At 75.2% G+C, this 18,571-nt stretch carries 16 protein-coding genes; 6 read left to right on the forward strand and 10 right to left on the reverse strand.

Features of this window, described 5'->3' with window-relative positions; translation table 11 throughout:
* Positions 1 to 153 precede the first annotated feature (153 nt).
* Positions 154 to 1,338 carry a PheS-related mystery ligase SrmL gene (srmL, locus tag ABD345_RS26590; RefSeq protein WP_344555366.1) on the reverse strand — a complete coding sequence of 395 codons (1,185 nt, stop codon included), beginning with the start codon at positions 1,336 to 1,338 and terminating at the stop codon, positions 154 to 156.
* Positions 1,339 to 1,655: 317 nt separating this feature from the next.
* On the opposite strand from srmL, the gene ABD345_RS26595 reads away from it, so the two are divergent.
* On the forward strand, positions 1,656 to 2,366 hold the full coding sequence (locus ABD345_RS26595; RefSeq protein ID WP_344555368.1) for a class I SAM-dependent methyltransferase: 711 nt from the start codon (positions 1,656 to 1,658) through the stop codon (positions 2,364 to 2,366).
* Positions 2,367 to 2,446: 80 nt separating this feature from the next.
* On the opposite strand, the gene ABD345_RS26600 is transcribed toward ABD345_RS26595, so the two are convergent.
* Both ABD345_RS26600 and ABD345_RS26605 read right to left on the reverse strand, forming a co-directional pair.
* Positions 2,447 to 2,575: a hypothetical protein gene (locus ABD345_RS26600; protein ID WP_344555370.1), complete on the reverse strand. Its 129-nt coding sequence runs from the start codon at positions 2,573 to 2,575 to the stop codon at positions 2,447 to 2,449.
* Between the two features lie 241 nt (positions 2,576 to 2,816).
* Positions 2,817 to 3,635 (reverse strand): alpha/beta fold hydrolase, encoded by an 819-nt coding sequence (locus ABD345_RS26605; RefSeq protein WP_344555372.1) that lies wholly within the window; start codon positions 3,633 to 3,635, stop codon positions 2,817 to 2,819.
* Between the two features lie 225 nt (positions 3,636 to 3,860).
* Between ABD345_RS26605 and ABD345_RS26610 the strand changes: the two genes are divergently transcribed.
* A complete protein-coding gene (locus ABD345_RS26610) occupies positions 3,861 to 4,430 on the forward strand; it encodes a hypothetical protein (protein ID WP_344555374.1) in 570 nt (189 codons plus the stop codon).
* A 16-nt stretch (positions 4,431 to 4,446) separates the two neighbouring features.
* Here the strand turns inward: ABD345_RS26610 and ABD345_RS26615 are convergent, their stop codons facing one another.
* On the reverse strand, positions 4,447 to 5,001 hold the full coding sequence (locus ABD345_RS26615; RefSeq protein ID WP_344555376.1) for a helix-turn-helix domain-containing protein: 555 nt from the start codon (positions 4,999 to 5,001) through the stop codon (positions 4,447 to 4,449).
* A 91-nt stretch (positions 5,002 to 5,092) separates the two neighbouring features.
* Between ABD345_RS26615 and ABD345_RS26620 the strand changes: the two genes are divergently transcribed.
* Complete coding sequence (locus ABD345_RS26620) at positions 5,093 to 5,590, forward strand: YbaK/EbsC family protein (RefSeq protein WP_344555378.1); 498 nt, start codon at positions 5,093 to 5,095, stop codon at positions 5,588 to 5,590.
* Between the two features lie 139 nt (positions 5,591 to 5,729).
* Here ABD345_RS26620 and ABD345_RS26625 read toward each other — a convergent pair whose 3' ends face one another.
* Complete coding sequence (locus ABD345_RS26625; protein ID WP_344555380.1) at positions 5,730 to 6,374, reverse strand: MarR family winged helix-turn-helix transcriptional regulator; 645 nt, start codon at positions 6,372 to 6,374, stop codon at positions 5,730 to 5,732.
* Between the two features lie 71 nt (positions 6,375 to 6,445).
* Here ABD345_RS26625 and ABD345_RS26630 point away from each other — a divergent pair, with 71 nt between their 5' ends.
* Positions 6,446 to 6,769, forward strand: coding sequence for an SDR family oxidoreductase (locus ABD345_RS26630; RefSeq protein ID WP_344555382.1), 324 nt, complete (start codon positions 6,446 to 6,448; stop codon positions 6,767 to 6,769).
* Between the two features lie 14 nt (positions 6,770 to 6,783).
* Here ABD345_RS26630 and ABD345_RS26635 read toward each other — a convergent pair whose 3' ends face one another.
* The gene (locus tag ABD345_RS26635) at positions 6,784 to 7,071 is read right to left on the reverse strand and encodes a hypothetical protein (RefSeq protein WP_344555384.1); all 288 of its coding nucleotides are present in this window, start codon (positions 7,069 to 7,071) and stop codon (positions 6,784 to 6,786) included.
* Between the two features lie 156 nt (positions 7,072 to 7,227).
* On the opposite strand from ABD345_RS26635, the gene ABD345_RS26640 reads away from it, so the two are divergent.
* Complete coding sequence (locus ABD345_RS26640) at positions 7,228 to 8,628, forward strand: DUF2254 domain-containing protein (RefSeq protein WP_344555385.1); 1,401 nt, start codon at positions 7,228 to 7,230, stop codon at positions 8,626 to 8,628.
* 119 nt (positions 8,629 to 8,747) lie between these two features.
* On the opposite strand, the gene ABD345_RS26645 is transcribed toward ABD345_RS26640, so the two are convergent.
* Positions 8,748 to 9,704, reverse strand: coding sequence for a cytochrome c oxidase assembly protein (locus tag ABD345_RS26645; protein ID WP_344555389.1), 957 nt, complete (start codon positions 9,702 to 9,704; stop codon positions 8,748 to 8,750).
* 211 nt (positions 9,705 to 9,915) lie between these two features.
* On the reverse strand, positions 9,916 to 11,334 hold the full coding sequence (locus ABD345_RS26650; RefSeq protein ID WP_344555391.1) for an MFS transporter: 1,419 nt from the start codon (positions 11,332 to 11,334) through the stop codon (positions 9,916 to 9,918).
* Positions 11,335 to 11,554: 220 nt separating this feature from the next.
* Between ABD345_RS26650 and ABD345_RS26655 the strand changes: the two genes are divergently transcribed.
* Complete coding sequence (locus ABD345_RS26655) at positions 11,555 to 11,914, forward strand: ArsR/SmtB family transcription factor (protein ID WP_344555393.1); 360 nt, start codon at positions 11,555 to 11,557, stop codon at positions 11,912 to 11,914.
* A gap of 36 nt (positions 11,915 to 11,950) precedes the next feature.
* Here the strand turns inward: ABD345_RS26655 and ABD345_RS26660 are convergent, their stop codons facing one another.
* Positions 11,951 to 14,863, reverse strand: a complete 2,913-nt coding sequence (locus tag ABD345_RS26660; RefSeq protein ID WP_344555395.1) for an MATE family efflux transporter — start codon at positions 14,861 to 14,863, stop codon at positions 11,951 to 11,953.
* Entirely contained in the window at positions 14,860 to 18,522 is a 3,663-nt protein-coding gene (locus ABD345_RS26665) for an SDR family NAD(P)-dependent oxidoreductase (RefSeq protein WP_344555397.1), read from the reverse strand. The genes ABD345_RS26660 and ABD345_RS26665 overlap by 4 nt, the downstream gene beginning before the upstream one ends.
* Positions 18,523 to 18,571 lie beyond the last annotated feature (49 nt).

Here is an 18,571-nt window from a genome sequence, read left to right on the forward strand (position 1 = left end):
GGAAAGTTGCACTCGCGTCACGGAACACGGTCTACCGGATCAGGCCGCGCCGCGAGGGCAACTTCCCAGAATGATCACAACAGAATACGAGCCCTAGCGTCACCTCCCGCAGCGGACGACGGCCCCGCCCCGGAGCCGCGCCCTCGCCCCGTCCTACTGGGGCTGGCCGGCGGGGGTGGACGCCCACTGGTGCACCGTGCCCTGGTGCAGGGCCGCGTGGACGCGGTCGCGCAGCAGGTTGGCGTCCGCGTCGGTGAGGGTGCGTTCCAGTGGGCGCAGGATGACCTTGACCAGCAGGTTGTGCTGGTCGGGGCGGGCGCCGAGCCGGGCCAGCGCCTGCGGCGGGAGGTCGCGGCAGGGGGTGGCGGAGAGGATCTCGACGCTCTCCACGCAGTCCGCGTCCGCACCGAGGGCGTCCCGGACCCGGTCGCCGAGGTCCTCGGCGAGGTCGGCGCCGTCCACCGCGACGGACAGGTCGCGGCGGACCGCGGGCAGCGCCGAGACCGGCCGGTACGGGGCCAGGTCGGTGAGTTGGGCGGTCACGGCGGGGTCGGCGGAGCGCAGCAGCCGGATGTCCGGGACGCCCTTGAGTAGCATCAGCACCCGGTCCAGGCCCATGCCGAGCGCCAGCCCGCTCCACTCCGGCCCCAGCCCGGCCCCGGCCAGCACCCCGGGGTGCGCGAGCCCGCACTCGGCGACCTCCACCCACGCGCCGTCGTCCCCGCCCGCCGCCACGTCCAGCTGGCGCCCCGCCAGGGTGTACGGATGGACGCGTTCCTCGGTGCGGTACCCGGCGCCCGGCAGCAGCGCGCCCGCGAGCGCGGCGATCATCCCGGTCAGGTCCTCCGGTCCGGCCGGGACCGGGCCGCGGGTCAGGTACCACAGGTCCAGCTGGTGCGGGGTGCCGCTGTGCAGCCGGTCGATGCTGTCGCGCCGGTACACCAAGCCGGGGCAGACCAGCAGCACGCGCTCCGGCGCCCCCGCCCCCTCGGCCGCCAGCGCCCGCAGCGCGCCCGGCACCAGCGCGCTGGAGTGGCTGCGCAGCATCCGCCGACCGTCGACGTAGCGGGTGTAGCGGGCGTCCCGAGTGACGTCGTCCGCACGGTAGTTGAGGTGGTCGTAGTTGTCGGCGACGCTCACCACCCGCTCGCCCCGGTGCACCCGCACCGGGCAGTCCCAGCGAGCGGCCAGCGCCGCCACCGCGCGCTCGACGACCAGTTGCAGGGCGTGCGGCCCGGCGGCCGGGTCGGTCAGGTCGCGGACGGCGAGGTCACGGGCGAGCTGCTCGGGGGAGAGGAGGCGGACGGCGGCGGCACCGGCGGCAGGAAGGACGGACATGGCGTGCTCCAGACGGGACGGATCGCGACGGGGTGGTAGAGGGGGACACCACACCCCCCGGCCCCTGGGCACGACCCGCCGCCGGGTCGACCCGATCCGCCGAACTCCCTACCGGCGCGACCGAACCCGCCCCCTGCGGCACCCATCGGGAGCCGGGGGGCCGGTAAATCGGCGAGAGATCGCGACGACGGCCATGCCCGGAGTCTAGGCACCCCACCCCGTCCACCCGCAACACGTTTTCGAGCCCGCCCGCAGCTGTGGTTGGCTGGGGCCTCCGGAACGCGGGCGCGGCGGTGACGGCGGGAGTGACGGCGGGGATGACGACAGGGACGGCGGGTGACGGGGCCGGGCCGACGCATGACGGGGCCGGGCCGACGCGCGGCGGCAGCGGCCCGGTGCGCGACGAGGTCGGACCGGCGTACGACGAGGTGGCGGAGCTGTACGCGACCCTCTTCAGGGGTGAACTCGCGGGCAAGGAAGCCGAGTTGGCGGCGATCCGGCAGCTGGTCGCGGCGCCCCCGGTGGCGGAGCGCGGCCTGCCGGTGGGCGACCTCGGCTGCGGCCCCGGAGAGGCGACCGAGCTGCTCGCCGGGCTCGGCGTCCGCGCGTTCGGGCTGGACCTCTCCGCCGGCATGCTGGCCCAGGCCCGCCTCGCCCGCACGCAACACCCCTTCCTGCGGGGCACGTTGACGGCGCTCCCGCTCGCCGACGGCAGCCTCGGCGCGATCCTCGCCCGCTACTCGCTGATCCACCTCCCGCCCGTGCAACTCCCCGCCGCAATCGCCGAGTTGCGCCGCGTCCTGGCCCCGGGCGGCCTGCTGCTGACCGGCTTCTTCGCCGCCGACCCCGCCCTCGGCGACACCGACCGCCCCGTCCCCTTCGACCACAAGGTCGCCACCGCCCACCGTTGGCCGGTGGACACCCTCGCCGGGCTCTTCCGCGCGGCCGGGCTCACCGAGACCGCCCGCACGCTGCGCGCCCCGCTCCCCGGCGAACGCTTCCCGCAGGCCACCCTGCTGCTCGGCTGAGCCCGCCGACCGGGCGCGGCCCCGCCGACCGGGCGCGGCCCCGCCGACCGGGCGCGGCCCCGCCGACCGGGCGCGGGCGGTCAGGCCCCCGGCCAGGGGGCGAACCGCTCGGCGGCCAGCGCGGCCACCGCCGGGGCGTCCCGGCTGCCGTCCACCTCGATGACGGGCAGGCCCGGTCGGCGGGCGGCGCGCACCGGGGCCTCGGCCACCAGTCGGTCGCGGGCGACCCGGTTGGCCTCCCCCCGGGCCGGACCGGGGCGCGCAGCGGGGCGTCCGGCGTTCCGGCCTCCGGCGCGGTGCGCAACTGGTGCTGCCGGAACTCCTCGGGCGGGACGAGGGCGACCATCCGCCGCGGCGAGCCGACCAGTGGCCCGACCAACTCGGGCCGCGGGCCCCGGCCTTCGGCGAGCACCGGGCGGGCGGCGAACAGGACGCGCGGGTCGTACGGAATCAGGGGGCGGACACGTCGCGCAGCAACTCGGCGATCAGGCGGTGCAGTTCGGCCGGCTGATCCAGGTGCACGTCGTGGCCGGCGGCCAGCAGGCTGACCGCCCGGACCTCCGGGCGCAGGGACAGCATCCGGTCCGTCTCGGCGGGCGGGATGATGCCGCGGCGGCCGAGCACCAGCAGGGTCGGGCAGGTCAGCGCGGCCCAGTCGTCCCAGTGGTCGCGGGCGGCGATCGGGGCCATCGAGTCGACCATCACCTCGGGGTCGAAGCGCGGCCACCAGCCGTCCGGTCGCTGCTCCAGGCCGTCCGCCCAGGCTTCGCCGGCCGGTCCGCCGCCGAAGAACCCGACTGCCGCGGACCGGTCCGGGAAGGGCAGCGGCCAGTCCCGCAGCAGGCCGCCGATCTGCTCGGGCGCGTCCGCGGAGCGTCCGGCGGCGGCCTCGACCAGCACCAGGGCGCCGAACCGGTCCGGGTGCGCGGCGGCGGCCAGCAGCGCGGTGTGGCCGCCGAGCGACTGCCCGACCAGCAGTGGCCGTTCCAGCCCGAGCCGGTCCGCGACGGCCAGCGCGTCGGCCACGTACGCCTCCCGCCGCACGCTCGCCGGGCGCCGGGTGGAACGTCCGTGCCCGCGCTGGTCCACCGCCACCACCCGGTGCCCGGGCGCCAGCGCCCCCGCCAGCGCGTCCCACTCACCCGCGTGCCCCGCCAGGCCGTGCAGCAGCAGCACCGGCCGCCCGGCCGGATCGCCCGCCCAGTCCCGGCAGTGCAGTTCGACGTCCTCCCGGACCACCGTCCGCGGCTCCCAGCCCGTACCCGTCACCCGTCCCCCTCGCCGGCTCCGGCCGCCGCGGGCGCGACGGCTCGACCGGAGAGGATCGCACGCGGACCGGATCATGATCAATACCCGGATCGGACCGGTCCGGCCTCGGCCCGCAGGGGTACGCCCGCCGCCCCGGATCCTCCCGTGGGCGGACGGAGCGGCCCGGCCGGTGCGACAGCATGGGGCTGATCACCGTACGCAGGAGGGGTTTTGAGAAGACGGACGTTGCTGGGGGTCGCACTGGCCGGGGCGGTCGGGGTCACCGTCGGGCCCCGGGCGGTCGGGGCCGCCCTCACGATGGCCCTGCCGAGCGGTTACGGGGCGCGCGAACGGGCGGAGAACGAGCGGCAGTTCGAGGAGACCGGTTCGAGCCTGGTCTCCACCGGCGTGCGCACCGACACCGAACCGATGGCCCGGCTGTTCGACCGGCTCGGGACGATCGAGGAGGCGCACTGGGTCCTGGAGGCCCCCGGCCCCGCGCACCCGGCGCTCCGGGCGCCCGGCGAGGCCATGGCCTACGCGCTGCTGCGGCTGCCCGCCGGGCAGGTCGCGCAACTGCTCCTCGGCAAGGAGGTCGTACCCTCCGGGCCGCCGCCCTTCCGCGACCACGACCGCCCCGTCGCCGACAGCCGCACCCCGCACGCGCTGGCCGCCTTCGCACCGGCCGGAGCGACCTGGGAGAGCACCCGGGACTACTCCTGGACGTCGAACGCCGAGGGTCACGGCGTCCGCTTCGACCGCTCCTCCGGCACCGTCCACGTCACCGCCCACCAGCCGCGGGTGCCGCTGATCTGACGGCCCGCCGCCACCCTCACTCGTGCGGGTGGCGCACCACCAGCACCGCCTCGACGTCCTGACCCACCGCCTCGTAGCAGTGCGACACGTCCGCCGCCCAGGTGTGGTGCCCGCCCGCGGTGACCGTGACGAGTGACGTCGCGGGACCGACCAGCGCGGTGCCCGAGAGGACGATCAGGTGCTCCACCGTCCCCGCCGGGTGCGCCGCCGACCGCCGCACCCCGCCGGGCCGGATCCGGATCCGGTACGTCTCCCACACCGCCGCCGCGTCCTCGTACTGCTCCAGCAGCACGGCGTCCAGCAGTTGCCCCGAGATCCCGGGCCCGCGCTCGGGCTCCTGCAGCGCGGTGCTCAGCGGCAGGCCCAGCGCGGTGGTCAGGGCGTACAGCGTCTCCAGGGTCGGATTGCGCGAACCCGACTCCAGCCCCGACAGGGTGGCCTTGCCGACGCCCGAGAGCCGGGCCAACTCGGAGAGGGAGAGGCCGCGGGTCGTGCGCAGCTCGCGCAGGCGCAGCCCGATCCGGGCGGAGAGCTCCCTGCTGGTCGGCGCCGGTTGATCTGTTGCTCGCATGCGGGCTATCGTTCCACAGGTGGAACGTTCCATATATGGAACAGGTCGTCCATGGAACGCGCGCAATCCGATGCCACCCCGAGGAGTCCCCGTGGAACCAGCAGCGTCCCCCGCCGTCACCCTCCCCGCCCGCAGCGCCCAGGTCGCCGCCGCCCTCGCCGCCGCCGGGATCCCCGGCACCGTCCGCGAGCTCTCCGACTCCACCCGCACCGCGGCCGAGGCTGCCGCCGCGCTCGGCTGCGAGGTCGGCGCGATCGCCAACAGCCTGGTCTTCCTCTCCGACGGCGAGCCCGTGCTCGTCCTCACCAGCGGCCGTCACCGGGTGGACACCGCGGCCCTCGCCGCCCGCTGGGGGCGCGGTCCGCTGCGCCGGGCCACCCCCGAGCAGGTGCGGGAGGCCACCGGTCAGGCCATCGGCGGCGTCGCCCCCACCGGCCACCCCCGCCCGCTGCCGACCGTGGTCGACCAGGCGCTCACCGACTACCCCCGGGTCTGGGCCGCGGCCGGCACCCCGCACACGGTGTTCCCCACCACCGCCGAGGAGTTGCTCCACCTCACCGGCGGCACCCTGCTCCCGGTCGGCCCCTGATCGCCTTCCCCGCTCCTGATCGCCGTCCCCGCTCCGGATCCGGGGTGCGCGCCGACGCGACGGGCGCCGTCGGCGGCATCTTCGGCGCAGGGGAGCCGCGCCGGGCTCAAGCGGCCGGCCCCGCCCGAGGGGGGTCGGTTCACTCCGGCTCGCGGCCGATCCGTCCGTGCAGGTCGGAGAGCAGGCGGTCGAGGAGGGTGGCGAGCGCGGTGCGTTCGGAGGGGGAGAGGCCGGTGACCAGTTGGGCCTCCCGGCCCAGGACGGCGTCCACCGAGTGTTCGACCAGGGCGTGGCCCTCGGCGGTCAGGGCGACCAGGACGGCCCGTCCGCCCTCCGGGGCGGGGGAGCGGCGCACCAGGCCCTCCCGTTCGGCCCGGGCCACCCGTTGCGAGATCGCTCCGGCGGTGACCAGCGTCCGGCGGGTCAGCTCGCGGGTGGTCAGTTCGTAGGGGGCCCCGGCGCGGCGCAGGACGGCCAGCAGGTCGAGCGTCGCCGCGTCGATCCCGGCCGCGCGCAGGACCCGGTTGCGGTCGTCCGCGAAGAGCTTGGCGAGCTGCCAGACGGGCGTGACGATCTCGATCGAGTCGGTCGGCGTCCCGGGCCGCTCCCGCTGCCAGGCGGCGGCGATCGCCGCCGCCGAGTGCGCCTCCGGCGCCCAACTCCCGCCCCCGGCCTCGCTCCCGGCCCCGGCCCTGCCCCCGGCCTCGCTCGCGCCGTCGCCCCCGCTCGCGCCGTCGCCCCCGCTCGCGCTGTCGTCCTCGTCCCCGCCGGTCGGTTCGGCCATGGGCTTGCCTCCTGCTGCTCCTCGACCGTGTTTAGTGCTAAACGTAGCAGTCGCAACCGCAGGAGGACGCAGTGACCCGTACCGTGCTCCTCACCGGAGGGGCCAGCGGCTCCGGTCGCGCCCGCGCGGCCCGAAACGCCGCGCTGTCGGCCGAGTCGGCGCCCCGCGGGGTCAGCCGCGACGTCATCGCGGCGGCCTGCGTCGAGGGCACCGGCCTCTTCGGCGGGGGCCTCCCCGCGGAGCGCCGCCGCGCCCTGATCGAGGAGACCCGTGGCGGCCGCCCCGGCACGGTCGAGGACGTCGCCGCCGCCGCGCACTTCCTCGCCCCGCCCGGGGCCCGCCACCTCACCGGTCAGACCCCGCACGTCAACGGCGGTGCGCACACCACGCGTTGACGTGCGGGGCGGTGTCAGGCGTCCCGCCCCAACTCCTTCTCGCGGTCGCGCAGCAGATCCGCGGCGTCTTCGAGATGGGTGCGTGCCGATCGGGTGAACCGGTTGTTGTACTGACGCTCGACGACGGTGTCCGCGAGTTCGTGCAACGACTCCACCAGGGCCGCCAGCGATCCCAGCAGGGAGTGCTCGTCAGCCTCCGGGAGCCTGCTCCGTCCGGCCCGCAGCGGGGCGACCACCTCGCCCCGGAGCTTGTCCCGCGTCTCGTCCAGCCCGGTGACGGCCTTCTGCACTTCGGCGTCCATGCCCGCTCCTCTCCGTCGCGGACGGCCGGACGCCGCCCCCGTCCGGACGATCTACCCGTTCCACCCGTTTCCGGATCATCGCATCCGGGGGAAAGGTCCCCCGCCGCCCCCGCGTCCCTCCCGGGCACCGCCCCCACCCGCCGTTAGCCTGGCCCGATGAGCAGCGGGCAGGGCGGTGGACAGAGCGGCGGACAGGCGGGCGGGCAGGGCGGACCGGGCTGGCAGGCGGACGGCCGGCGCGGCGCGCAGTACCCCGGCGCGCGCCGGAGGCCGCGCTACCGGGCCCTGTCGCCGCTGCGCGAGCACCTGCGCGAGGCGTTCTGGTTCGCCCCGCTGCTGACCTGCGTCGGGGCGGTGCTGCTCGCCGGGCTCACCGACCTGCTCGACCGGGAGATCTTCGCCGAGGCGTCCGCCGCGCAGACCGCCGACACCCTGCTGTCGTTCAGCTCGGCCGCCAAGAGCGTCGTCTCCACCGTCAGTTCGGCGATGCTGACCTTCATCGGCGTGGTGTTCTCCATCTCGCTGGTCTCGCTGCAGATGGCCGCGAGCCAGTTCAGCCCCCGGGTGCTGCGCCTGTACGTGCGCAGCCGCCTGATCAAGGCGACCTTCGCCACCTGCCTGGCCACCTTCGTCTACACCCTGCTGGTCCAGCTCGGCTACGACGACACCAGCGACCCGGCCCGCGCCGTCTCCGTCCCGATCGTCTCCACGATCGTCGCGCTCGCCATGGTGATGCTCAGCCTGGCGCTGTTCGTGCTGTACGTGCAGGCCACGATGCGCCTGCTGCGCGTCCCGCACGTGATCGACCGGGTCACCCGGGAGTCCCTGCAGGTGCTCCAGGACTACCGCTGGCTGGCCCCCGAGCTCGGCCCGACGCCCGGCGCGGTGCCCGAGGGGCCGACGCTGCTGCACGAGGGGCGCGGCGGCGTCCTGCGGGACGTCAACATCCGCTGGCTGATCCGGGTCGCCCGGCGGCACGACGCGGTGCTGTACCAGGTGCCGCGGATCGGCGACTTCATCGCGCCCGGCACCCCGACCGTGGTCGTGGTCGGCGGCAGCGCGCCCCGGCCGCGCCGGATCACCACCGCGCTGAACGTCGGCGTCGACCGCACCATGCACCAGGACCTCAGCTTCGGCTTCCGCCAGCTCGTCGACATCGCCATCCGGGCGCTCTCCCCGGCGATCAACGACCCCACCACCGCCGTCCAGGCCGTCGACCGGATCCACCAGCTGCTCGCCGTCCTCGCCCCCGTCCACCTCGGCGAGCTGCGCCACCGCGACAAGGACGGCGCGGTTCGGCTGGTCCAGCCGGTGCCGGGCTGGGAGGCCACCGTGGACCTGGCCTTCACCGAGGTCCGGATCTGCGGCGCCGGCCAGCCCCAGGTCACCCGCCGCCTCGCCGCCGCCCTCGACGACCTGCTGCGGATCACCCCCGAACGGCGCCGCGCCCCGCTGCTGCTGCAACGCGCGCTGCTCGAACGCGCCGTCGCCGAGTCCGTCCGCGACGAGGACAACCGCGCCTTCGCGCTGACCCCCGACCGCCAGGGCATCGGCTGACCGTCCCGCCCGGAGGCGAAACCCGCCCCGAACCCGCAACCCACCCGGGAACGCGCAACCGCCCGGAACGGGAGCCGTTCCGGGCGGTTCGCGGTTCGCGGTCGCCGTGCCGTACGGGACTACCCGGCGGTCCGGTTCGCGGTCTTGTCCAGCGAGGCCAGGTACTGGTTGTACGCCTCCAGCTCGGCGTCGCCGTCGCGGTCGGCGGCCCGGTCGCGGCGGCGGGCCTGGCGCTCCTCGGACTTGGCCCACTGCAGGGTGAGCGCGATCAGCACGATCGCGGTGGGGATCTCGCCGAACGCCCAGGTGATGCCGCCCGCCAGCTGCTGGTCGTCGTGCAGGTTGGTGCCCAGCGGGGCCATTTCGGAGGTGAAGGTGGAGACCAGCTGTCCGGAGGCCATCATCACCGCGACGCCGAAGAAGGCGTGGAACGGCATGCCCATGAACAGCTCGATGATCCGCATCACGAAGCCGGGGCGGTGCGGGCCCGGGTCGACGCCCATGATCGGCCAGAAGAACAGCAGGCCGACGGCGAGGAAGTGCAGCATCATCGCCAGGTGCCCGAGCCGGTACTGCATCAGGAAGTCGAACAGCGGCGTGAAGTACAGCACGTACAGGCTGGCGATGAACGCGGGGATGGTGAACGCCGGGTGCGAGATCACCCGCACGTAGGTGGAGTGCAGCAGGGCGACCAGCAGTTCGCGCGGGCCCTTGCCGCTGCCCTTGCGGGCCGGGCGCAGGGCGCGCAGCGCGAGGGTGATCGGGCCGCCCAGCAGCAGCAGGATCGGGGAGAGCATGGACAGCACCATGTGCTGCATCATGTGGGCGCTGAACAGCACCATGCCGTAGTCGTTCAGGCCGGTGTTGGTGACCAGCAGCACGGTGCCGACGCCGGCCGTCCAGGCGATCACCCGGCCGACCGGCCACTTGTCGCCGCGCCGCCACAGCCGGACGGCGCCCGCCAGGTACAGGCCGAGGGCGAGCGCGCAGAACACCAGGTAGGGCCAGTCCGGCGACCACTCCAGGGCGCGGGAGAAGGAGAAGGGTGGGAGTGGTCCGCCTCCGTGGTGGTGCATCCCCGTCATGCCGTCGCCCATCGGGCGGCCCCGCTTTCGTCCATGCCGAGCCTTCGTCCGCGCCGACCGGGGCCGCGCGAGCGGCGGTCCGGGTGCGGTCCGGGGGCGGCCCGGTCCGGTTTGGTCCGGTTTCGTTCGGGCCAAGCCTAGGCGGCGCTTACCGCGCGCCGGTGAGCGCCCCCGGCCCGGCGGGCCCGAACGGCCCGGACGCTCAGGCCGCGGCGGGCTCCCCGCGCTCGGCGCGGGCCACCAGCAGCCAGGCGAACGCGGAGCCGAGCACGTACACCGCGCCGATCAGCAGGAAGCCGACGCCCACGCCGGTGCCCCAGTCGGAGGTGGCCTGCAGCACCACCCCGACGGCGGCGATGCCGACCAGCGAGCCGATCTGCCGGTTGGCGTTGAGGACGGAGCCCGCGGTGTTGGCGTGCGCCGGGCCCGCGGCGTCCACCAGGGCGGCGGTCATGCCGGGCGAGACGATCCCGGAGCCGAGGTTGGCCAGGCCGATGCCGACGGCGATCAGCCAGTAGGGCGTCGAGGGCGAGATCGCGGTCATGACCAGCGAGGAGACGCCGGCGACCAGCAGGAACACGGTCAGCAGCGGGCCGTTGGCGAACCGGCCGGAGATCCGCGCGTACACCACGTTCGCCAGCGGCGACAGGACCGTGATCGGGAGCAGTTCCAGGCCCGCGACGAAGGGGCTCGCCCCCCGGGCGTGCTGGAAGAACAGCCCCAGCAGGAAGATGCTGCCGAACAGCGAGAAGTTGAAGCAGAAGCCCACCAGATTGGCGCCGGAGAAGCCGGGGGAGACGAACAGGCGCCACGGCATCACCGGGGTGCCGGTGCGCCGCTCCCGCAGCACCAGCGCCGCGGCGGCGACCGCGGCGACGGCGTACGCGGCGAGGACCGGGCCCGCCGCCCAGCCGAGCTGCGGGCCCTCGATCAGCGCGAAGCTCACCGCGGCCAGGCCGACGATCCAGAGCAGGTGGCCGGGCACGGTCACCTTCATCGGCTTGGGCCCGGTCGCCGCGATGAACCGGCGGGTCATCAGCATGCCCAGCACGCCGATCGGCAGGTTCAGCAGGAAGACGCTCTGCCAGCCGAGGGTGCTCACCATCAGGCCGCCGAGGGTCGGGCCGATGCCGGAGGAGGTGGCCACGATCGCCGACCAGAGGCCGAGCATCCGGGTGCGCTGCCGCTTCTCCGGGAAGGACGCGACGAGCAGCGAGAGCGAACTGGGCATGAAGAGTGCCGCGCCCGCCCCCTGGAGCATCCGGGCCGCGATCAGGAACCCCGCCGAGGGGGACAGGGCGCAGGCCAGCGAGGCGAGCACGAACAGGCCCATGCCCCAGGTGTAGACGGTCTTCGCGCCCCGGCGGTCGGCCAGGCCGCCGGCCAGCATCAGCAGCGAGGCGAAGGACAGGAGGTAGCCGTCCACGATCCAGGTCAGCTGGGTCAGGCCGGCGTGCAGCCGCTCCTGCAGCGTCGCCCCGGCGACGTTGACGATCGTGACGTCCAGGGTGGCCATCACGAAGCCGGCGGCCAGCGCGACGATCTTCAGGCCGCTCGACGCGTTCGGCGGGCCCGCCTCGGCGCCGGCGGCCGGCACCGTGCTGGTCTCGGCAGTTGCCATCGCTGATCGATCTCCTCGTGGAGGCCCGAGTGGGGCGGGGCGGGTACGGGGCCGGGCCGTGGGCGCACGACTGACGGAGCGTCACATCGCTGCGGAGAGGGCGAGTTGGCCGCCCCGCGTCTCCACTGAAGCCGATATGACGATGACTGTCAAACGTTGATGGTCATCGTCATAAGGAGCGGCCGTAGGATGGACCGCGAGTCGAACAGGGAGGCACGAAGTGGCCGCGCGGAGCAGCGAGGAACGCATCACCGACCACCCCGAGGCGCGGGACATCACCCTGCAGGGCGTCCTGGAGGCCCTGGCCGACCCGGTGCGGCGCAGCATCGTCCGCCAGATCGCGGGCGCGCCCGGCGAGAAGGCCTGCGGCACCTTCGACATCACGGTCACCCGCACCACCGGCACCCACCACTTCCGGGTGCTGCGGCAGTCCGGCGTCATCCGGCAGTACTACGAGGGCACTTCGAAGATCAACACGCTCCGCCGGGACGAACTGGAGCTGGCCTTCCCCGGCCTGCTCGACGCCGTCGTGCTGGCCGCCGACCGCGAGGCCGCCCGGGCCGCCGCCGTCCGGGACTGAGCCGCCGTCCGGGCTCGCGGACGGCGGCCCCGGCCGTCAGTCGTAGTGCTTGAGCAGCGGCCACAACTCCTCCCAGGAGTACTTCTGCCCGGTGCACACCAGGATCGGCAGGCCCTGCTCGATGTTGGGGACGCCCCGGCCGTTGTCGACGTGCCCGGCGACGACGCAGCTGTCCCAGTACGGTTGCAGGGCCTGCGGGCCGTAGCCGACGGCGATGGTGGTGCCGGAGACGCCGGTGGGCCGGCCGAAGTGGCGGTACCCGTTGTGGTCGGCGTAGACGGTGGGCAGGCCGAGGGCGGGACCGTAGTGGGCCAGGGCGCCGGCCTCGCCGTAGTTGACGGCGAGCAGGGTGGCGCCGGGGTGCCGGCGTTCCACCGCGGCCACGTCCCGGGCGAGCCGCTCCCAGCCGATGGAGTCGGCGTTGAAGGGGTTGACCGCGGTCAGGTGCCGGTAGACGGACACCGGCAGCAGCGGCGGCCCCAGCGCGAGGGTGACCGCCGCGGCGGCCGCGGCGGAGGCGGCGAACCACCGCCGCCCGGTCGGCCAGCGGTCGGCCAGCCGGACGGCCCCGGCGCCGAGCAGCAGCGGGTACCAGCCCATGGGGTAGTAGAAGTTGCCGCCGGAGACCACCACGATCGCCAGGGTCACCGCGTACCCGACGGCCAGCAGCCGGTAGCGGGCGTCCCGCCAGGTCAGCCGCCAGCCCACCACCCACAGCCAGCTGAGCGCGGTGGCGGCCTCCAGTTGCAGCGGCAGGGCGGTGAACCGCTTGGCCCAGGTGGACAGGTGGCCGGCCATCGTGAACTGCGGCCAGCCGTGCGCGGCCTGCCAGACCAGGTCCGGCGAGGCGATGACGAGGGCCAGCAGCACGGACAGCCAGACGGCGGGCTCGCGCAGCAGCCGGGCGCGGCCGGTGAGCGGCGCGGCGACCAGCAGCGACAGCGGCACCATCACGATGGTGTCGTTGTTGAGCATCCCGAGGCCCAGCACGGCGCCGAAGCCGTACCAGAGCCGGCGGTCGCCGGTGCGCAGGAACCGCAGCACCAGCCAGATCGCCGCCGACCAGAAGAACAGGCCGGAGGTGGCGGTGGTGAACAGGTGCCCCTCGACGAGCACCAGCACCGAGGCCGAGACGGCGATCGCGGCGATCTGCTGGGCCCGGTGCGAGCGCTCCTCGTCCGCCCCGGCCAGCTCCCTGGCGCACAGCACCGACATCAGCGCGGTGCCGACCGCGAACAGCATCGGCGCGATGCGCACGACCCGCACCGAGTCGCCGCCGAGCCAGGTCTCGGCGGCGACGATCAGCGGCACCAGGGGCGGCTGGTCGTCGTAGCCGGCGGCCAGGTGGCGCGCGGAGGCGAGCCAGTACAGCTCGTCGCGGAAGTAGCCGTACCGGCCGGCGGTGGCCAGCAGGACGGCGCAGGCGCACAGCAGCGGCGCCAGCACCCGCCGCCACGGGATCCCGGGCAGCGCGGGCGGCCCGGCCGGCCGGCGGCGCAGGTGGGCGCGGACGGCGACCGCGGTGTACAGCGCGCCGACGATCCAGCCGAGGTCGACCGCCCACATGACGCCGTCGGCGCCGTGCCGCACCCGCAGCAGGTACGACAGCGGCAGGCGCACGGCGACGAACGACACCAGGGTGCACACCAGCGGCACGACGGTGCGGCCGGCGCCGTTGAGCGCGCCGTGCACGACGGCCGTGACGGCGTACAGGGCGAAGCACGGGTAGGTGACCAGGACGTAGCGTTCCACCAGCTCCCGGGTGACGGGATCGGTGGTGGCGGCCGCGGCGATCACGGGGCGCAGCAGGACGACGGCGAGGCTGACGGCGAGCGCCAGCGCCAGCGTGAAGGGCAGCGCCCGGCGGACGGCGCGGCGGACCCGGTCGGGCCGTCCGGCGCCGAGGTTCTGGGCGACGAAGACGGTGAGCGCGCCGGACAGGTCGAGGAACGCGGTGGCGGCGAAGAACTCCAGCCGGCCCACGACGGTGACCGCCGCGAGCAGCGACGGGCCGAGCGGGGCGACGATCCGGATCAGCGCCACGATGCCCAGCGCGATCAGCAACTGCTGGGCGGCCCCGGGCAGGCCCAGGCGCAGCCCGGCCACCGCCTCGGCCCGCACGCCCGCCCGGCCGAGCGAGCGGCGCGGGGACAGCCCGCCCCGGCGGCGGAGCAGCAGCAGCCCGGTGACGGCGGTGCCGGTGGCGGCGGTGACCGTCGCGAGGCCCGCGCCGGCCACCCCCAGCTGGAGCACCACGACGTAGAACCAGGCCAGGACGGCGTTGGCCAGGCTGCTGCCGATCATCAGCCGCATCTGGGCGCGGGAGTCGCCCAGGCCGCGCAGCAGCGCGAAGACGGCGGAGACCGCGAACACGGACGGGAAGCCGTAGCCGAGCGTCGACAGCAGCACCCCGGCGTCGTGCAGGACCGCGCCGCGCGCCCCGGTCAGCCGCAGCAGGGTGTCGCCGGCGCCCTGGACCACCAGGAAGCACAGCGCCGCCCACACCGCCGTGGCCAGCGCCAGGGCGGTGGCGGCGGTCGCGGGGCCGCGCCGGGAGCGCTCGCCGGTGAAGCGCGCGAGGCGGATGGCGAAGCCGGTGGTCAGGCCCAGGAAGACGCCGTCCGCGAGGAGGTAGACCGGCTGGACGACACCGGCGGCGGCCAGGGCGTCGACGCCGACCCAGTGGCCGAGGACGGCGCCGTCGGCGAGCAGGTAGGTCTGCTGGAGGAGGTTGGACAGGGTGAGGGGCAGGGCGAAGCCGAGGACGGCGCGCAGCACGGGGCCGCGGGTGAGGTCCGGGCGGCCCCGGCCGGTCCCCCCGGCCGGAGGGGCGGCGTGGGCGTCGGCGTCGGTGTCGCCGTCGGCCCCGGCCGGAGGGGCCTGCGCGGTGCGGGCGCCGCCCGGGGGCGCGGTGCCCCCGGGCGGCCCGGTGCGGGTCATCTCGCTCATCCGGGCAGGCCGTCGCTGCCGCTGGTGCCGCTGGTGCCGCTGCCGGTGCCGTGGCCGCGCTCCTCGGCGATCTTGGCCTGGGCGGCGACCGTGCGGTCCACCAGCAGGTCGCTGCTCTGCATCTCGACGCCCAGGACCGAGGCGACGGTGGCCACCAGCGACATGCCGGTGATCGAGTCGACGCCGAGGTCGAAGAGGTCGGCGTCGACGTCGATGCTGGTGAACCCGAAGACGTGGGCCCAGCAGCGGGCGATCGTCAGCTCGGTGTCGGTGTACCGGCCGTCGGGGCGGCCGGTCAGCTCGACGGGCAGTTCCTCGATCTCCTTGCGGACCTGCCCGGCGGTCCGCTCGCGGTGCGCGGCGCGGCGGCGCGACGCCTCCGCCAGCTTGCCGGCGATCGTCGGTTCGAGGGCGATGTGGTAGCCCGGGAGGGCGTCCGCGTAGTCGCCCTCGTAGTGCAGTTCGCCGCCGAACACCCGGGCCCGGTCCGAACGCAGGCCGGTGTCCGCGATCGAGAGGCCGAGCGCGGTGGGCAGCGCCTTGAAGGTGGTGTCGACGTTGGCGTGGCTGCGGACGGCCATGCCGGTCTCCTTCCACGACACCCAGTCGAAGGTGATGACGTGGCAGTCGGGGTCGGTCTCCGACTCCGCCAGGGTGTCCAGGAACTGGTTGGCGGAGGCGTAGTCCGCCTGCCCGATGGCGGGGAACACGGCCGCGACGGAGGAGAAGTGGACGACGAAGTCCGGCCGGTCCCCGCGGGTCAGCAGGTCGAGGACGAACGCGCCGTGGACCTTGGGCCGCACCACCGACTCGAAGTCCGCCAGCGAGCGCTGGGTGATCACCTCCCCGCCGGGTATGCCCGCCGCGTGCACGATGCCGTCGATCCGGCCGAAGCGCTCCCGGACGGTGGCCACGGCCGCCGCCAGCGCCGAGGGGTCGCCCGCGTCGGCGGCCAGCACCAGCACCTCCGCCCCCAGGTCGCGCAGCTCCCGCAGCGCGGCCCGCAGCCGGGCCCCGGGCGAGTCGCCGTCGCCGGCCGGGTCCCCGTCCGCCTCGGCGCCGGCGGCACCGGAGCGGCTGAGCAGCACGAGGTTGATGCCGGGCCGGGCGGCCGCGAACTCGCGGCACAGGGCCAGGCCCAAACCGGCGGTGCCGCCGGTGACCAGGTAGGTGCCGCCGGGCTTGAGGTACTCGCCGCGGTCGGCGATCTCGGCGTCCGGCAGTTCGGCGAACGTCTCGTGCAGGCGGGCGCCCCCGCGCAGCGCGACGACGGCGGCCTCCGCGCCCAGGACCTCGTCGAGGACCGTGCGGGCGGGCGTGGCGCCGTCGGTGTCGACGACGGAGACGGTGAGGTAGGGGTACTCGCGGCTCACGCTCTTGGCCATGCCGGTCAGCGTGGAGTTCTCCACGACGACGCCGGGCTCGGCGCGGCGGGAGGCCAGCGCGGTGCGGGTGAGGACGGCCAGGTGGAGCTGGGCGCCCTCGCTGATCAGGGCCTTGGAGAGCCGGAAGAGGCCGTAGAGGTTCTTCTCCAGCCGGGCGTCGAGGGTGGCGACGTCCCGCGCCCGGTCGGCCTCGAAGCCGAGGGCGTGGACGAGGTGGGTGACGCCCTCGTCGACGGCGCGCAGGGCCAGGTCCTCGTAGAAGGCGTCGGCGTCCGGGCCGGTCAGGGCGTCGGGCAGGCGCACGAACTGCTCGTCCGTCAGCCCGGCCTCGCGCAGCAGCCCTTCGGCGCCGGTGGAGCCGTCGACCAGGGCGAGCACCCGCGCCCCGGGCTCGGCGGCGGGGGCCGGGCCGGCCGCGGGCCGGAAGACCACCTGGTGGGTGGCGGGCCCGGCGGACGCGGGCGCGCCGAGCGCGAGGGCCTCCCGCCAGTCGGTGGGGAAGTCGATCCAGGCGCGGCGCTCGTCGAACTGGTAGGGCGGGAGGTCGACCGGGCGCACGGCCGGACCGGCGTCCGGTGCCAGCTCGGCCCCGGCGACCCAGGCGGCGGCCCGGGCGTCGGCGTCCGGATCGGCCGCCCCGGCCGGGTCGGTCGCCCAGAACGCCCAGTCCGGGTGGCTGGAGCGGAACGGCGCGGCGTCCACCAGCCGGTTCGCGGCCAGCGCCGCCAACCGGGAGCGCAGCTCGTCGAGGTCGGTGACGACCAGGGCGAGCCGGTGGCGGTGCCCGGCCCGGGAGCGGCGGACGCCGGCGCACAGCTCCGCGAGGCCCACCCCGTCGAACAGGCCGCGCTCGAACCAGTCCGCGTAGGCGCGCAGCAGCAGCCGCAGCGACTCCTCGCTGTGCGCGCTGAGCGTGAACAACTGCGGCGCGGACCCGCCGGCGGCGGGCGCCGGGGCCGGCGCGGCGTACTCCTCCAGCACCACGTGGCAGTTGGTGCCGCCGAGCCCGAACGCGCTGACGCCGCACCGCAGCGGGCCGTGCTCGCTGCGCCACGGCTCGGCGGCGGTGGGCACCCGCACCGGCGAGTCGTCGAAGTCGATCCGGGTGTTGGGCCGCTCGAAGCCCGCCAGCGGCGGCAGTTCGCGGTGGCGCAGGACCAGCGCCGCCTTGATCAGGCCCATCACGCCGGAGCCCTCGAAGAGGTGCCCGATGTTGGCCTTGACCGTGCCCACCGCGCAGAACCCGCGGTCCCCGGTGTGCGGGGCGAACGCCCGCCGCAGGCCCTCGATCTCGATCGGGTCCCCCAACGTCGTGGCGGTGCCGTGCAGTTCGACGTAGCCGATGCTGCGCGGGTCGACCCCGGCGTTCGCCCAGGCGGTGTTCAGCAGGTCCGCCTGCGAGGCGGAGTCGGGCGTGGTGACCCCGCCGGCGACGCCGTCGTGGTTGACGGCGCTGCCCTTGATGACGGCGTACACCCGGTCGCCGTCGGCGAGGGCCCGGTCCAGGCGCTTGAGGACGACGGCGCCCGAGCCCTCGCCGTAGCCCGTCCCGTCGGCGCGCTCGTCCAGGGTGCGGGTGCGGCCGTCGGACGACTCGATGCCGATCCGGGTGTCCGGGTGGTCGATCGGCGCGCTGACGATCCGCGCCCCGGCGACCACCGCGGTGTCGCAGTCGCCCAGCAGCAGCGCGTTCTTGGCCTGGTGGACGGCCACCAGCGAGGCGGAGCAGGCGCTGTCCACCACCATGCTCGGGCCGCGCAGGTCCAGCAGGTGCGAGAGCCGGTTGGCCATCATGGTGGGCACGTTCCCGGTGAGCGCCGGCTGGATCAGCGACCGGTCGATCTTCGACAGGTACTCCAGGTACGCCGAGCCCGGGTTGACCGCGAAGCCGACGAAGACGCCGGTGCGGCTGCCGCGCAGCCGGGACGCCTGGTAGCCCGCGTCCTCCAGCGCCAGGTACATGGCGCGCACGGCGTGCCGCAGGTGCGGTTCGGTGGTCGCCGCCTGCTTCGGCGTCATCCCGAAGAACTCGGCGTCGAAGTGCTCCGGGTGCTCCAGGTAGGCGCCGTCGCGGTAGGCGATGGTGGCGTCCGCCGGGGAGCGCACGGTGGTGTCCATGACGTAGCGCAGGTAGTCCTCGATGCTCCGGGCCCGGTGCTCGGGGAAGCGGCCGGTGAGGTTCCTCCCCCCGGCGACGAGGTCCCAGAATCCGGGGACGTCCCGGACCCCGGGTACTTCCACCGACATGCCGACGATTGCGATGTCCGAGCTCAAGGTCTTCTCCTTCGGGGGCGGGCAGGCGGACGCGGCGCGGCGCGGCGCC

Origin of the sequence: Kitasatospora saccharophila, assembly GCF_039529925.1 — a bacterium.
Taxonomy (GTDB): Bacteria; Actinomycetota; Actinomycetes; order Streptomycetales; family Streptomycetaceae; genus Kitasatospora; species Kitasatospora saccharophila.